A 15786-nucleotide genomic window follows, 5' to 3' on the forward strand; every position below is an offset into this window, starting at 1 on the left:
CTGGTTAGTTTCCGGTGAATTTGGGTGCACGCTTTTCCATGAAAGCGGCCACCCCTTCGGCAAAGTCCGGGCTCCAGCCGAGTTCACGCATAAAGCCCGCTTCCATGCTGAGCTGTTGCTCCAGCGTGTGGTTGGGCGCGGCGTGCATGGCGGCGCGGGTACGCACCAGGGCTTTGGTCGGCATGGTGGCCAGCTGCGCGGCGAGTTTGTCCACTGTGGCTGCCAGTTCCGCGTCATCCACCGCTTGCCAGATCAGGCCCCAAGCTTCGGCTTTTTCAGCGGGCAGTTTGTCGGCCAGCATCGCCAAGCCCATGGCGCGGGCCATGCCCACGCGTTGTGGCAAAAACCAGGTGCCGCCGGTGTCAGGCATCAGCCCGATTTTGCTGAACGCCTGCAAAAACGAGGCAGACTTGGCGGCAATCACCAGGTCACAGGCCAGCGCCAGACTGGCCCCGGCCCCGGCCGCAATACCGTTCACCATCGCCACGGTCGGCACGCGCAGGTTTTGCAGCGCCAGAATCAGCGGTTTGTAGTTGTGTTCCACCACGTTGCCAATGTCGGGCTGCATCGGGCCCATGGCCATGTCGGGGTCGGCCAGGTCTTGCCCGGCGCAAAAGCCACGGCCAGCCCCGGTGATCACCAGCACACGGATGGTTTTGTCGTGTTGCACCGTATCCAGCGCCGCACGCAATTCGACGTGCATGGCACCGTTAAAACTGTTGAGCTTTTCCGGGCGATTCAGTGTCAGGCGGGCAATACCGTCCTGGGCTTCAAAGCGAATGTTCTGGTAAGTCATGGCAAAACCTTAAATGTGGGCGCGACGCTGCACGACGCGAAAACGGTTGGCGACAAAAGCCGAGTCCGAATACGAGGCATTGGCCGCCGGGTTGCCGCCAGTGCCGTGGTAGTCCGAGAACGCAGCGGACTGGTTCACAAAGACCGCACCGGTCAGGTTGATGGACAGCGCCACTTTGGAACGCCAGGTGGCCGCTGTCATGGCCTCAATGACTTCGGGACGGGTGGAATAGATGCCAGCTGTGAGTGCACCATGGGTGGCGATGACCCGCTCCGACAAGGCAATGGCAGCCGCGGTGTCGGCCACTTTCACAACGAACGTGATCGGGCCAAAACGTTCTTCCATGTAAGCCGCTTCATCTGCCGCATCACACGCCAGCAGCACCGGGGTGCGTACTTCGGCTTTGGGGAACTCGGGGTTGTCGAGTTTTTTCGATGCCAGCAGCACTTGGCCCAAAGAGCCACCATCTGCCAGCGCAATACGTGCCAGCGTGTCGGCAGATTGCACCGCTCCCAGCACGGCCAGCGCCACTTCGGGCTTGGCCAGAAAACCGTCAATGGCGCGGGCCAGGTCGGCACACACCTCGTCATAACTCTTGTGACCGTCTTCGGTGTCGATGCCGCCTGCGGGCACCAACAGCGCCTGCGAGGTGGTGCACATCTGGCCGGAATACAGCGACAGCGTGAACGCCAGGTTGCGCAGCATGGGTTTGTAGGCATCGGTCGAGTCGATCACGATGTTGTTGACACCGGCCAATTCGGCATACACCTGGGCCTGGCGGCAGTGGTCAATCAGCCACTGGCCAAACACGTTGCCGCCGGTGAAGTCCACCGACTTGACGGCGGCGTGGGTCACCAGCGCTTGCGTGGTTTCGCGTTTGTCCGGCACACACAAAGTCACCAGATTGGGGTCGATGCCATGCTCGGCCAACACGGCGCGCAAGGTACGCACGGTGATGGCGGCGGGCAAGATGGCGTTTTCGTGCGGCTTGACAATCACCGCGTTGCCGGTGGCCAGCGCGGCAAACAGGCCCGGATAGGTGTTCCAGGTGGGGAAGGTGCCACACCCCACCACCACGGCCACACCCCGGCCGACAATCTGAAAATGTTTCTTCATCACCAGCGGTGGGTTTTTGCCTTGTGGCTTTTCCCAGGTGGCTTCTGCCGGCACAAAACTTTGCTCGCGGTAGGCGTAGGTCACGGCTTCCAGGCCACGGTCTTGCGCGTGGGGTGAACCGGCCTGAAACGCCATCATCCAGCCCTGGCCGGTGGTCATCATCACCGCGTGGGCGATCTCGAAACTTTGAGCGTTCAGGCGGTCCAGCATCTCGATACACAGGCCGGTGCGGCCTTCCACCCCTGCGGCTTGCCAGCCGGTCATGGCGGTTTGGCCCGCCGTAATCAGCGCCTCGATGTCGCACACCGGGTATTGCACGTTCAGCTCCATACCAAAGGGCGAGTTTTCGCCGCCTTGCCAGCCGGTGGTGCCGGGCTGGTTCAACTCAAACTGCTGGCCAATGTGCGCCTCAAAGGCTTTTTTGCCATCGTCCGGCGCGGTTTCGCCATAGGTCTTGGGGCTGGGCATTTCGTTGTACGCAGCCCAGTAGCCACGGGTGTGGATGGCGTTTAAAGCGGTGTCGAGTTTGGCGCGGTGTTTTTCGAAGAGTGGGTGTGTCATGGTCGGTGTCCTGTAACAGGTTCAATTCAAATAATAAAAAATATAGCTATTTGCGCTTATGGCATAAGGGCTAGAGGCCTAAAAGGCATAAAAATTCGCCCACAGGCTTAGCCTGCATAGGCTTGCACCGTTTGGTCTATCGCCCCAAAGATCGATGCGCCCTGGGCGTCCAGCATCTCAATACGCACGCTGTCACCAAACTGCATGTAGGGCGTTTGCGCTTTGCCGGTCTCAATGGTTTCGTACATCCGCACCTCGGCAATGCAGCAATACCCAACCCCGCCGTTGGCAATGGATGAGCCCTGCAAGCCACCTTGCTTGTTCGACACCGTGCCGGAACCAATGATGGAGCCCGCGCACAGCTCACGCGTTTTGGCGGCGTGGGCCACTAGCTGCGCAAAGTTGAACACCATGTCTTGCCCCGCATCGGGCTGGCCAAACAAGGCGCCGTTCAAAAACACGGTCAAGGGGCGATGCACCCGGCTGTCGGCCCAGTCGGCACCCAATTCGTCTGGGGTGATCGCCACCGGGCTGAAGGCCGACGCGGGCTTGGACTGGAAGAAGCCAAAACCCTTGGCCAACTCGTTGGGTATCAGGTTGCGCAGCGACACGTCGTTGACCAGCATCAGCAGGCGCACCGATTTGGCGGCATCCGCCACGCTGCAACCCATCTTCACATCACCGGTGATGACAGCCACTTCGGCTTCCAGGTCAATACCCCAGTCAACCGAGAGCGCGCGCACCGGGTCGCGCGGGCCAACAAACGAGTCCGAGCCCCCCTGGTACATCAACGGGTCGGTCCAGAACTCTGCGGGCAACTCCGCGCCACGGGCGCGGCGCACCAGCTCCACATGGTTGACATAGGCCGAGCCATCGGCCCATTGGTAGGCGCGTGGCAGCGGCGAATGGCAGGCGGCCTGGTCAAACACCTCCGGGTTGCTGAACGCACCGCTGTTCAAGGCTTCATACACCTGGCGCAACTGCGGCTCACAAACCTCCCAGTCGTCCAGCGCCGCTTGCAGGGTACGGGCAATGGCAGGCACGGAGCGGCAGTGGGTCAAGGCGCGGTTGACTACGACCAAGCTACCGTCGCGTCCGCCTTGTTTCAGGGTGGCAAGTTTCATGTGTGTTTACTCCCCGGCGTAAGAGCCGTCGTGCATCCAGCGCGCGTGCTGTGGGGCTTTTTTGGTGATGGCCCATTCGTTGAGCATGTCCCACTTGGCCTCGTCGAGCATCTTGGCCATCTTGGGTGTGCCGGTGTTGGCGGCCAGTTCCAGCCGGTGGCCGCTGGGGTCAAAAAAGTAGATCGATTTGAAAATGGTGTGGTCGGTGGGGCCCACCACTTCAATGCCATCGGCTTCGAGCTTGGCCTTGGTTTCCAGCAACTCGTCGACCGTGGCCACTTGCATGGCCAGGTGCTGCGTCCAGGCCGGTGTGTTCTCGTCACGGCCCATTTCCGGTTTGGTGGGCAGTTCAAAAAACGCCAGCACATTGCCGCCGCCCGCGTCCAGAAAGACGTGCATGTAGGGGTCGGGTTCTTTGGTGGACGGCACTTCGTTCTCGGCAATGGCCAAAATGAAATTCATGTTGAGGTACTTGCCGTACCACTCCACGGTTTGCTTGGCATCTTTGCAGCGGTAGGCCACATGGTGAATTTTCTGGATTTGCATGGTGAGTCTCCTTAACTTTTATGAATCTCTACGGGTGCCATGAATGATGAGCGTTGTCTTAACTGGCATGGGCGCAAAACCCGCCCTAAAAAATGAAACTTCGCATTCGCGGCGAGGGCGCCGCTCCTACAGAACAACCGTGTTTGTTTCACGTTAAGGTTGTCCTTGAGGACCCAATCCGCAATCATCCCTACACCGTCTAGCGGCGTGCGTTGGGTGTCCAACGTAGCGAAATCAAGGAGGAGAAGCGGACGCAGTCCGCTTCGGGGGACATTCGCGGAGTTGGATACCCAACGTGCGCTGCGGGTAAGCACCAGCAACTCAGGCATAGCAAACAAATAGTTCACGTTTAAACGTCGTCACGCGCCAACGCCATGGCTTCGCGCAGCACACTGATGTCACCCACATGGTTGGCCAGCAGCAACACCAGCTTGGCGTTGACCATGGCGCTTTGTTCGTCGCTGAGGTCGCGGTGGGTTTCAATCAGCGCTTCGTAAAAATCGTCGCCAGGGGTGAAGGCGCGAAAGTAGCGCTTGCCGGGCTCAAAGAAATTGGCTTGCAGGTTCAGGGACATGGCGGGTTCCTTAGTGAAGGTTGCAGGTGGCGCGGGCCAGGGCGGCTTGCACTTGCGCCGCATCAAAAGCACGCCAACGCGCGGCCACATGCTGGTCCGGGCGGATCAGGTAGACCGTGCCGTCTTGCGCATCAAAGCGCTCGGCAAAGCGGCCGGTGTGGTCTTGCAGTAGCGTCAAGCCTGCCGCAACAGTTGGGGCTGGCGACACCAGCACCACGTCAAGCGCAATCGCGCTCCCGGAACCCGACGCTGCACTGACCAAGCCTTTGAGTTGCGCCAGGGCGTCCAAGCTCAAACTGGCCGGGTCGTTCACATACACCAGCAGGCAAAAGCGCTGACCCACCTGGTCCAGCAGCCAGATGTCCTGGTCAGCCTGGTGCATCGGCGCATCGTCCATCGGTGCGCCGGGCACCATGTCGCCAGCAAAACTGCCGTCATCGGGCGTGTTCAGGCGTGACTCGGTCAAATAACTCGGCACCGACAAGCGCCCTGAATTGACCAAGGCACGGGCAAACGCGTGCTCGCGTGCCAGGCTCAATACCGCGTTGCGAAACGTCAACGAGGTCTTGCTTTTGGGCGTGATGAAGTCGGTGGAACGGGTGGAATTGAGCAGGTTTTCTTCGGCGGCAAACACACGTTCTTCCGAATAGGTGTCCAGCAACTCGGGTGGAGCCTTGCCTTCCACCACCAATTTGAGCTTCCAGCACAGGTTGTCGGTGTCCTGAATGCCGGAGTTGGCACCGCGCGCGCCAAACGGCGACACCTGGTGCGCAGCGTCCCCCACAAACAACACATGGCCGTGGGTGAAGGCGTTCATGCGGCGGCACTGGAAGGTGTAGACGCTGACCCATTCCAGTTCAAACTCGCGCTCATCCCCCAGCATGGCCTTGATGCGCGGAATCACCTTCTCGGGCTTCTTTTCTTCTTCCGGGTCGGCATCCCAGCCGAGTTGAAAGTCGATGCGGTACACGTTGTCGGCCTGGCGGTGCAGCAGCACCGATTGGCCGGGGTGAAACGGCGGGTCAAACCAGAACCAGCGCTCGTGCGGAAAATCGGCCTTCATGACCACGTCGGCAATCAAAAAGCGGTCTTTGAAAATCTTGCCTTCAATGTCCAACGCCATCATGCGGCGAATGTTGGAACGCGCGCCATCGGCCACCACCAGCCAGTCGGTCTCTATGGAATAAATACCGTCAGGCGTTTCAACTTGCAGCGTGGCGCCATCGCCCTGCGGGGCCACCGACACCACCTTGTTTTTAAAGCGCAGGTCCAGATTGGGCAGCTCCTGGGCGCGTTTTATTTCAAACTCTTCCAGGTAATACTGCTGCAGGTTGATCATGCCGGGGCGCTTGTGGTCTGGCTGCGGCAACAAGTTGAAGTTATACACCTCTTGCTCGCGGAAAAACGTGCGCCCCACGTTCCAGCTCACGCCCTTGTCTACACAGGGCTGGCCCAAACCGATGCGGTCTAGCACCTCCAGTGCACGTTTGGCGTAACAGACCCCACGCGAGCCCACCGACACGGTGTCGTCGTCGTCCAGCAACACCACCGGCACGCCGGACTGCGCCAGCTCAATGGCCGCCGCCAGGCCCACCGGGCCGGCACCCACCACCACCACGGGGTAGCGTTTTTTGTCGGCACCAGATTGCTCTGGTGGGCGAACGTAGTCAAATTGGGGATATTGGTAAGTGCTCAACATGGCTTGTCTCTGGTGTTAAATTTTTTGTGCCGATGTTGTTGTCACTTACTCAGTGGCTTGCAGGCCGTGCCACATTTCCTTGTCGCGCTCGGCCGTCCAGATGCGTGGGTGTTTGATGCCGCTGGCCTCGTCCACGGCGCGGGTCACGTCAAACGGCAGGCAGTGTTCGTAAATGAAAACCTGGCCAAACTTGGGGTCCATCGCCTTGCGGCAATGCGCCATCGCCTGGTTCAGGTTCATGCCCTGGGCCACAGCCTCTTTGGCTGAACTCAGCAAGGTGCTGACGAAATCACGGGTGTAAGCCAGGCCCTCTGCCACACGCTCGGGTGTGTCCAACGCCGGGCCACGGCCGGGGACGATTTTTTCGGGCTTGAGGGCGGCCAGCGCATCCAGCGTGGCGGGCCATTCTTCCAGCTGCGCGTCTCCGGTGTAACAGGCGGCATCGGCTTCCATCAGGTCGCCGGAGAACAGCACTTTCTCAGACGGCACCCACACAATGGTGTCGCCCTTGGTGTGGCCGGGGCCCACATGCATGATTTTGACCTCTATCCCGCTTAAATAAAGCGTCAGCCGCTCCTGAAAAACGAGTGTTGGCCAGGTCAGACCGGGGATGGAATCAAAGGCATCAAACAGGCGCGGAAAACGCTCGTACTCACTCTGCATGTCTTGCGCGCCACGCTCCACAATCATCTCGTAAGTGCCTTGGCTGGCAATGATTTCCTGCATGCCGTGTGCCTTGTAGCCCGACGCGCCCAGCACCCGCACTGCGTGGTAGTGCGACAGCACCACGTATTTGATAGGCTTGTCGGTGATCTTGCGGATCTCTGCCACTAGGTTTTGCGCCATCACTGGCGTGGCCAGTGCGTCGCAAATCAGCACCGCGTCTTCACCAATGATCACGCCGGTGTTGGGGTCGCCCTCGGCGGTGTAGGCCCAGCAATGTTCAGACAGCTGGGCAAAGGTGGTCTTCTTGACCTCCAGGTCGGCTTGGGATGCGAATTTTTTGGTCATGATTTTCCTTGGGTTAATGGTTTACATCCCCAGGTACGCGGCGCGCACCTGTTCGTTGCTGATGAGTTCCTGGCCGGTGCCGGTCAAGGTGACGGTGCCGGTTTCCAGCACATAACCCCGGTCGGCAATCGCCAGCGCAGCAAAGGCGTTTTGCTCCACCAGCAAAATCGTCATGCCCTGAGCTTTCAGTGTCTTGATGACGTTGAACACCTCTTCCACCAGCAGTGGTGCCAGCCCCATGGAGGGTTCGTCCAGCAGCAACAGGCGCGGGCGGCCCATCAGCGCGCGGCCAATCGCCAGCATCTGCTGCTGGCCACCTGACAACGTGCCGGCAGGCAATGCGCGTTTTTCTTTCAGGATCGGGAACATGGCAAAAATCTTGTCCATGTCGCCATCCACCTGATGCCTGGGCTGGGTGTAGGCGCCCAGGCGCAGGTTGTCTTCAATCGACAGCGGACCAAACACTTGCCGCCCTTCCGGGCTTTGGCAAATGCCCCGGCGCATGCGTTTGTCCGAGCGCAATGTGCTGATGTTTTCACCATCAAAATGAATGCTGCCCGCGCTCATCGGCTGCACGCCCGAGAGGGTGCGCAAAAACGTGGTTTTGCCGGCCCCGTTGGCACCCACCAAGGCCACAGTTTCACCCCGGCGCACTTCCATACTGATGCCTTTGAGTGCCTTGATACGGCCATAACAACTCTCCATGCCTTGCACCGTGAGCAACACATCGGCTTTGGCCTGCGCCGGGGCGGCCTGCAACTGGCCGACGCTGCTGGCCCCCAGCCCGACCGACTCAGGGGCCAGGCTGGCAATGCGGTGGTAAAGCTGACGAAACTCGGCTTTGGCCTTGTCGCCAAAAAGCGGATCGTTGTTGTCCAGAAATGCGGCGTTGATCTCGGCCCAGTCCGATGGCAACAAAACGCTGCGCGCCAGCGGCAAGACACTTTTTTCTTCGGTGCGGATATGCGTCTTCAGGCCCAGGGTGTAGTTGCGCAAGGCCAGCGCCAACGCTGCCCCGGTGATCTCGCCCCGGGCCGCCTGGCTGACCTGACCACGCAAGGCGGCCAGATTGGCCGGGCCTTCGCGGTGTTCGGTTTGCAGACTGTCCAGCACGGCGGCGGCTTCCGCACTGCGCAAGCGCAGCAGGCGAAACAAATAGTCGTCTTCCTTGGGGTGGTGCGAGCGGTCCACAAACTGTTCGATGTAATCAAACACCGAGGTAAAAAAGCTGGCTTCAACAGCGGCACCGTCTTCGATCTCACTGGCAACCTGATCGATGGTGGTGGCCAAACGCCACAGGTTGCTGTGGTCCTGGCTGATAAGGGTGAGTGCGTCCATGGTGTTCTCTTGGGTCCGGCGGGTTCAGGCGTGTGCGCCAAGGTAGGCGGCAATCACATCGGGGTTGCGACGCACCTCCAAACCGGTGCCTTCGGTCAGTTTGCGGCCATAGTCCAGCACCAAAATGCGGTCTGACAGGTTCATCACCATCTTCATGTCGTGCTCCACCAGCACCACGGTCACACCCGAGTCGGCCACCTTGCGCACCAACTGGTCCACTTCAATGGTTTCCTTGGGGTTCAGGCCGGCGGCGGGTTCGTCCAGAAAAATCAGGCGCGGTTTCATGGCTAGGGCGCGGGCAATCTCCAGCCGCTTGAGCGCACCGTAAGGCATGCTGTCGGCACGCGCATTCACATAGGCTTGCAGGCCAACAAAAGCCATCAGCTCGGCGGCTTCGGTGTGCAACTCGCGGTCGCGCTTTTTAATCGAGGGCCAGCGCAGGGCGGCTTTGAACAGGTTGCGGTCCAGCCGCAGGTGGGCACCCACCATGACGTTCTCGATGGCGCTCATGTTCATGCAGATTTGCAGGTTCTGAAAGGTGCGCGCCACCCCACGGCGGGCCAACTCATCGGGCGACTTGCCGCCGATGGCTTCACCGTCCAGAAAAATTTGCCCCGCCGTGGGGGTGTAGACCCCGGTGATCAGGTTGAACAGCGTGGTTTTGCCCGCGCCGTTGGGGCCAATCACCGCGTAGACAATGCCAGCATCAATGCTGAACGAGACGTTTTGCACCGCCTTGACACCACCGAAATGGATGGAGAGGTCTTTGACTTCAAGCAAGGCCATGGTCAGTCTCCCCGTCCAAATTTGCTTGAGAGCGTGGGCACCAGACCCTTGGGCATGAAGATCATGCTGAGCATCAAGATGCCACCAAAAGCCACGGTTTCCCAGCCTTCAAACGAGGTCAGGGCTTGCGGCAACGCGGTCAGCAGCACGGCACCCAGCACCGAGCCATAGACCGAGGCCATGCCGCCAATCACCACCATGGTGACCAGCTCAATGGAGTGAAAGAAGTCGGCCAGATTCGGCGTGACAAAGCCCACGTAATGCGCCATCACACTGCCCATGATGCTGGCAAACACCGCTGAGAGCACAAAAATGGCCACCTTGTAGCGCACCACATCCACGCCCACCACCTTGGACGCCACCTCACTGCCGTGCAAGGCACGCAAGGCCCGGCCAAACGGCGAATTGATCAGGTTCAGCGAAGCCCAGACGCTCACCGACAGCAGCACGGCCACGATCCAGTACCAATGTTTGTCACCCGAAATCTCGAACCCGGCCAGGCTCATGGGCGGCACTGGCATGCCGTCGGGCCCGCCAGTCCACTGTGCTTCAGTACGCACCACAATGTGGATGATGATGCCTAGGCCCAACGTGGCCATGGCCAGGTAATGCCCCTTGAGTTTAAAAATAGGCCGCGCCACCATGGCCGCCAGCAAGCCAGCCGCCGCTGCGCCAGCCGCCATGGCCAGCAATGGATGCCAGCCAAAGTGGGTGGACAGGATGGCCGTGGCGTAGGCCCCAATGCCCAGAAATCCGGCGTGGCCCAGGCTGATCTGGCCGGCAAAACCAATCAGCAGGTTCAGGCCCAGCACAATCACGGCGTTGATCGCCATGCGAATCGCCAGGTCCACATAAAAGCTGTTGGGCAACACAAAGGGCAGCACCAGCAGCACCGCCATGATGAGGTACAGGCCGAGATAAGGATTTTTTGACATGCTCAGACCCGGTCGGTAGATTGGCCGCCGAACAGACCGCGCGGCATGAAGAACAGAATCAACAGGATCAGCACAAACGGCATGGCATCCTTGTAAGCCGACGAGATGTAACCCGCGCCCATGGCTTCCAGAATGCCCACCAGCAAGCCGCCCAACACAGCGCCCAGCCCGTTGCCCAGGCCTCCCACCACGGCCGCCACAAAACCTTTGAGCCCAAGCATGATGCCCACGTCATAAGAGGTCAGCGTGAGCGGTGTCACCAGAATGCCGCCCAGCGCGCCCAGCGCCGCCGACATGGCAAAACTTAAAAACAGCACCCAGTTGGTGTTGATGCCGACCAGCTCGGCCGCCACCCGGTTGAACGAGGTGGCCAGCATCGCCTTGCCGTGCAGCGTGCGGTTAAAAAAGTACCACAGCGCCACCACCACGATGGCGGTCACACCCAGCACCCATAGGCTTTGCGGCATCAGTGTGGCACCCAGAATTTGCAGCGGCACATCGCCCGAAAACGCCGGCAGGCTGAAGGTGTTCTTGCCCAGCCAGACCTGAATCAGGCCGCGAATCACCAGCGACGCACCAATGGTGATGATGATCAGCGTGACCGGTTCGGCACCCTTCACCGGCTCAATGGCCAGCTTCTCAAGCACCACACCCACAATGGCCGGCACCAGAATCGCCAGCACCAGAGCCGCCGGCAAGGGCAGACCGGCTTGCGAAAAATACACCGCCAACATGCCGCCGAGCATGATGAATTCACCCTGGGCAAAGTTGATGACGTTGCTGGCGTTGTAGATCAGCGTGAAGCCCAACGCGGCCAGCGCGTAGGTCGCACCCACGGTAATCCCGGAAAACAGGAATTGCAGGAATTCGGCCAGCATCAGGCCCTCCAGCAGGCGAATTTAAAACGCCCTGAACGGGTTGAATACGTCAACATGCGCTGTCTCCGGTGGTCAGAGTCCTTCTTTTGGACTCATTGATTTGTGGATACGAATTCTGAAATATGGAATCGATTCTGTCAATCGATATTTGTAAATTTTTTTGACAGACTCCATCCCCAGGAATTTCGGCGGTGATGGTCTTGGCAGCGAAGTCATACGCATGCTTCATTTGCTATGCTAAATATAGCTATTGACGCTCTAACTACAAGGATTAGAGGTCAATATGGCTCTCATAAAGCAACCACGTTCGAAGCGTCTTATGGCATCCCCGAGATGGGGACTATGCAAACTGCCGTATGGAACTTGCCGGTCGGGGCGTGAAAATTGTTTTCTACGCAACGGCCAAAGCAGGCACACCATTTTTGAACCATGAACCTGACCCCACATTCCATGACCGCCGAAGCCCAACGCCTGAAGTCCCTTCCCAAAGCAGAGGTGCATCTGCACCTGGAGGGCTGCTTTGATGCCACGGTGATCGCGCAGTGGGCCAAGCTCGAAGGTGTGGTGTTGCCACGACCACGCGAGGACTTGTTCAAGTTTTCAGGGTTGGCCGACTTTCTGGGTTTTCTTGATTTGGCTTGTGGCCTGGCATCGACCAAAGAGCGTCTGGTTGAACTCAGCTACGGCCTGAGCCAACGGCTCGCAGACAACGGAACAGGCTACGCCGACGTGATCTTCAATCCCACACACTGGCACGCTTGGCAGGGCCGATTGGGGGTGATGCTGGAGGCCATTGATGCGGGCTTCAAAGAGGCAGAGCAGGATGGGCTTCCCACGGTGGGGTTATGCGTCAGCCTGCTGCGCACACAATCCGCTGAGGCCGCCGTTGAACTGGTCGAGTCCTTGTCCGCCATGCGGCACCCGCGCGTCGTGGCTTTGTCGGTGGATGGCAATGAGGCCACGGCCGGCCGCACAGGCCCCAGGTTTGCAGAGGCTTTCCGCCGAGCCGGCCATGCCGGCTTGCGCCGCACTGTCCACGCGGGGGAATCCAGTGGCCCGGAAGGGGTATGGGATGCAGTCACGCTGCTCGGCGCAGACCGGATTGACCATGGCGTGAGGGCCATTGAGGATGCCTCCCTGGTGGAGATGCTTGCGAACCGCAGGATTCCCCTGGGTGTTTGCCCGACATCCAACCTTGTGCTGGGTGTGTACCCATCTATCCAAGAACACCCCATGGAGAGATTGCGTCAGGCTGGCGTACTTGTCTCGGTCAACACGGATGACCCGGCGTTGCTGGGCACCAGCCTGATGGAGGAATACCGCCTATGCCGTCAGGCGTTTGGCTGGACGGATGATGTGACAAAGGCCATGGCGCATACCTCCATCGAAGCCAGCTTTGCGAATGTAACGGTCAAAGCGCACCTGTTGAAAGCGCTGGATGCTTGGTAATTACATGGCCACATCGCGTCTAGGCTGTGACCACACGCCTCGCGTTTGGCCGACAGCCAACGACCTGAGCGGGGTCTATGGGGCTGGTGTGGCTTGGTAAAGGCAGACTTGGTTACGGCCACGCTCTTTCGCCTGGTACATGGCCAAGTCAGCATTTTTGGCCAGGGTAATGTCGTCTTGCCCATGTTCAGGAAACAGCGCGATACCGATGCTGCACGAAATTTGCAGCGAGTAGGCTTGCAGCAGAAACGGTCGCACCAGCACACTGCGAATTTTTTCCGCCACGGCCAGGGTCTCCGGGACACCGGTTGCACCACGCAGCAAGACCACAAACTCATCACCACCGATCCGCGCCACCGTGTCGGAGTCACGTACACACTGGAGCATGCGCTGCGCCGCCTCCTGCAGCAACAGGTCTCCGACCGCATGGCCATGGGTATCGTTGACAGGCTTGAACTTGTCAAGGTCAATGAACATCAGCGCCAGACTGGTTTGGTCGCGGACGGCATTGGCAATGGCACGCTGTAGCCTGTCACTGAACAAGGCCCGATTGGGCAGCCCGGTGAGCGCATCATGCTGGGCCATGTGGCGAATACGCTGCTCAGTCTTCTTGCGCTCGCTGATGTCGCGCACCACAAAAATCAGCCCACTGGGTTTGCCCTGGGCATTACGCACAATTTCAGCGTTGATTTCGGTCTCCAGCATGCTGCCATCCAGGCGGATCAACTGGTAGTCTTCAGCGCCGTTGTAAACACCTTTGAACATGGCGGCAATATTGGCCGTTGCACGTGGAATATCGGCCGGATCACGAAAATCCGCAATATTTCGACCCAACAACTGGTCTTCGGTCGTGCCCCTCATCATGGTCACGGCAACGGGTGAGGCGTGCTGGATGATGCCTTGCAAATCACTCACCACCACGGCATCAGGCGAGGCATGAAGAATGGATTGGTAAAGCTGCTGGCTTTCGGTAAGCGCTTGTTGTGCCAGCTTCTGACTGGCCAGACTGGCGGCCAAGCGCCGATTGGTGTGCAAGATGTAGCTCACCAGCAAGGTCATGCCCAGCAAGAGCGTCAGGGCGCCCGCCAAATACGGACTCCAGATGCTTGACGGTGGTGTGGTGTCGTACAAAAAACCGTCCAGTGAGACATCTTTAGGCAGCAGCCCCAAAGAAACATAGGTTTGTGCAATGTGATGCCAGCGCCCCGGATTCATGTAGCCCACCTCGATCAGGCTGCTTTGCAGCAAGGGTGCCATCTGCTGCGCCTCAAACTGGTAAAACGCCCGCGTGTGTTGTTTCGAGTAGCGCGTCAAGATGAGATCGATGATTTCATCGGGGTGCGCCATGGCGTATTGCCAGCCTTTCAGACTGGCGGCGCGAAAAGCCGCCACACGTGCTGGGTGTGTCTTGATTTGCTGCTCGGAGGTGAACAGGTTGTCGCCATAAAAGTCGATACCGACCGCACGCGGCGAATACACCTGGTAGGCAAAATCGGCCTGATCCAGATCATATAACTCGTTGGTCGAATACGCGGTCATGGCATCCACGCGCCCTTCAATCAGGTCACGCGTGTTGAAACTGTGCGGCAGGGACTGCAAGGCCGTCGCATCCAGGCCTTCCTGGCGCAGGTAGGCCTGCAATTCAGCGGACTGCGCCTCAAACATGACACGCTTGCCTTGGAGGTCGTGCACACTTTGGGTCGGCTGGCTCTGGCGGGCCACCAAAACCAGCGGGGAATGCTGAAAAATGACCGCCAGGGCCACCACCGGCACACCTGCTTGCCGTTCCAGCAACAAGCTGCTGGCACCAACACCAAAATCAGCTTGGCCATCCATCACGACCTTGACCGGGTCCGTTCCGGGGGCCGCTTCCCGTAGTTTGACTTGCAGCCCGGCTTGCTGGTAGAAGCCCTTTTCTACCGCGGCGTAATAACCCGCAAACTGGAAAGCGTGGGTCCATTTGAGCTGCAGGGTCACCGACTCCAGTGCCTGCGCCGCCGTGGTGCCCAGCAAGCCACAGATCAGCGTAGCCCAAAGGTGCCATCGCCCAAAAAAACCGGAATTCAGTTGCAACATGATTCGGCCATCAAAACACCCTAAACGCTATTTAAAACATAGCTTCTTACGCATACAAAACAAGGACTACAGCTCTATTTTGCTTGCAAAATGTGACCCAACCGCAAAGACAGCTCATCGGCACATCGTTTCAAGGCCGTGACCACCTGGCCATCCGGCGACAGATCAATCATGCTTTTGACACCAATCGCCAGCACCGACAGGGTGATCTCGTGTTTGAAATTAAACACCGGTGCCGCCGCCGCAGCCACCCCCGGCACCAGGTGGTAGTCACTGACCACCGACACGTGGTCAGCGCGCACCTGGGCCAGCATGGCATCAATACCTGCGGTGGTCTGAAGCTCGGCGGGCAGTGCCAGGGTAGCACGCTCACGGCCAATCAGCGCATCGGTGGTGTTGCGCGGCAACCAGGCCGCAAACACCCGGCCACTGGCCGAGGTCAGCAGTTGCAGGGCACTGCCGGTGACCACGTTGACGGTGATCGGGCGGTAGGGGCGCACAGAGCGGATGATGACCGGGCCGTTATCGCTCCACACCGCCAGCGCCGTGGTCTGGTTGATCTCATCACGCAAATCGGCAATGGCGGACAAGCCCAGCTTGACACGGTCCAGCCGGTCCACCGCCACCAAGCCCAAGCTCAAGGCAAAGGGGCCAAGGTCATACCGCGAGGTCATGGGGTCTTGTTCTACCAGCCCCGAGCGCACCAGGCTGACAATGTAGCGGTGTACCTTGGAGGCCGGCATGTCCGCCGCTGCCGCTATATCCTTGAGCATCATGGAGCGGTGACCCCCACTGATCGCACGCAAAATAGCCATGCCGATTTCTAAAGACTGAACACCATTTTTGCCTTCAGTATCGCGTGCGTCGGTTGTCTGGTTAGGGAGCCGCATAGTTTGT

Annotated in this window: 14 protein-coding genes and 1 pseudogene; 1 reads left to right on the plus strand and 14 read right to left on the minus strand. The window is 59.3% G+C overall.

All coding sequences use genetic code 11. The annotated features are described in order from the left end of the window. Positions 1-4: 4 nt before the first annotated feature. The 12 genes and pseudogenes from paaG to LDN84_RS22195 form a co-directional block, all read right to left on the minus strand. The gene (gene paaG, locus LDN84_RS22140; protein ID WP_223906051.1) at positions 5-796 is read right to left on the minus strand and encodes a 2-(1,2-epoxy-1,2-dihydrophenyl)acetyl-CoA isomerase PaaG; all 792 of its coding nucleotides are present in this window, start codon (positions 794-796) and stop codon (positions 5-7) included. Positions 797-805: 9 nt separating this feature from the next. After that, positions 806-2473: a phenylacetic acid degradation protein PaaN gene (paaN, locus tag LDN84_RS22145; protein ID WP_223906053.1), complete on the minus strand. Its 1668-nt coding sequence runs from the start codon at positions 2471-2473 to the stop codon at positions 806-808. Positions 2474-2580: 107 nt separating this feature from the next. Further along, positions 2581-3597, minus strand: coding sequence for a fumarylacetoacetate hydrolase family protein (locus LDN84_RS22150; RefSeq protein ID WP_223906055.1), 1017 nt, complete (start codon positions 3595-3597; stop codon positions 2581-2583). A 6-nt stretch (positions 3598-3603) separates the two neighbouring features. Further along, positions 3604-4143, minus strand: coding sequence for a VOC family protein (locus LDN84_RS22155; RefSeq protein WP_223906057.1), 540 nt, complete (start codon positions 4141-4143; stop codon positions 3604-3606). A 349-nt stretch (positions 4144-4492) separates the two neighbouring features. Further along, positions 4493-4717: a DUF2783 domain-containing protein gene (locus tag LDN84_RS22160; protein WP_223906059.1), complete on the minus strand. Its 225-nt coding sequence runs from the start codon at positions 4715-4717 to the stop codon at positions 4493-4495. A gap of 10 nt (positions 4718-4727) precedes the next feature. After that, complete coding sequence (locus LDN84_RS22165; protein ID WP_223906061.1) at positions 4728-6416, minus strand: FAD-dependent oxidoreductase; 1689 nt, start codon at positions 6414-6416, stop codon at positions 4728-4730. A 45-nt stretch (positions 6417-6461) separates the two neighbouring features. Then, positions 6462-7427 (minus strand): MBL fold metallo-hydrolase, encoded by a 966-nt coding sequence (locus tag LDN84_RS22170; RefSeq protein WP_223906063.1) that lies wholly within the window; start codon positions 7425-7427, stop codon positions 6462-6464. Positions 7428-7448: 21 nt separating this feature from the next. Beyond that, complete coding sequence (locus LDN84_RS22175; protein ID WP_223913250.1) at positions 7449-8150, minus strand: ABC transporter ATP-binding protein; 702 nt, start codon at positions 8148-8150, stop codon at positions 7449-7451. A 216-nt stretch (positions 8151-8366) separates the two neighbouring features. Beyond that, positions 8367-8765, minus strand: a pseudogene (locus LDN84_RS22180) (hemerythrin domain-containing protein); the annotation flags it as partial. Positions 8766-8789: 24 nt separating this feature from the next. Beyond that, positions 8790-9551, minus strand: coding sequence for an ABC transporter ATP-binding protein (locus LDN84_RS22185; RefSeq protein WP_223906065.1), 762 nt, complete (start codon positions 9549-9551; stop codon positions 8790-8792). Positions 9552-9553: 2 nt separating this feature from the next. Then, positions 9554-10486 (minus strand): branched-chain amino acid ABC transporter permease, encoded by a 933-nt coding sequence (locus LDN84_RS22190; RefSeq protein ID WP_223906067.1) that lies wholly within the window; start codon positions 10484-10486, stop codon positions 9554-9556. Positions 10487-10488: 2 nt separating this feature from the next. Continuing rightward, positions 10489-11361 (minus strand): branched-chain amino acid ABC transporter permease, encoded by an 873-nt coding sequence (locus LDN84_RS22195; RefSeq protein WP_317134844.1) that lies wholly within the window; start codon positions 11359-11361, stop codon positions 10489-10491. 432 nt (positions 11362-11793) lie between these two features. Between LDN84_RS22195 and add the strand changes: the two genes are divergently transcribed. Next, positions 11794-12813 (plus strand): adenosine deaminase, encoded by a 1020-nt coding sequence (gene add / locus LDN84_RS22200; protein WP_223906071.1) that lies wholly within the window; start codon positions 11794-11796, stop codon positions 12811-12813. 75 nt (positions 12814-12888) lie between these two features. Here the strand turns inward: add and LDN84_RS22205 are convergent, their stop codons facing one another. Together LDN84_RS22205 and LDN84_RS22210 are read right to left on the minus strand one after the other, a co-directional pair. Continuing rightward, positions 12889-14889, minus strand: coding sequence for an ABC transporter substrate-binding protein (locus tag LDN84_RS22205; RefSeq protein WP_223906073.1), 2001 nt, complete (start codon positions 14887-14889; stop codon positions 12889-12891). A 74-nt stretch (positions 14890-14963) separates the two neighbouring features. Then, positions 14964-15779: an IclR family transcriptional regulator gene (locus LDN84_RS22210; RefSeq protein WP_223906075.1), complete on the minus strand. Its 816-nt coding sequence runs from the start codon at positions 15777-15779 to the stop codon at positions 14964-14966. Positions 15780-15786 lie beyond the last annotated feature (7 nt).

Source organism: Rhodoferax lithotrophicus (genome assembly GCF_019973615.1).
Classification (GTDB): Bacteria; Pseudomonadota; Gammaproteobacteria; order Burkholderiales; family Burkholderiaceae_C; genus Rhodoferax; species Rhodoferax lithotrophicus.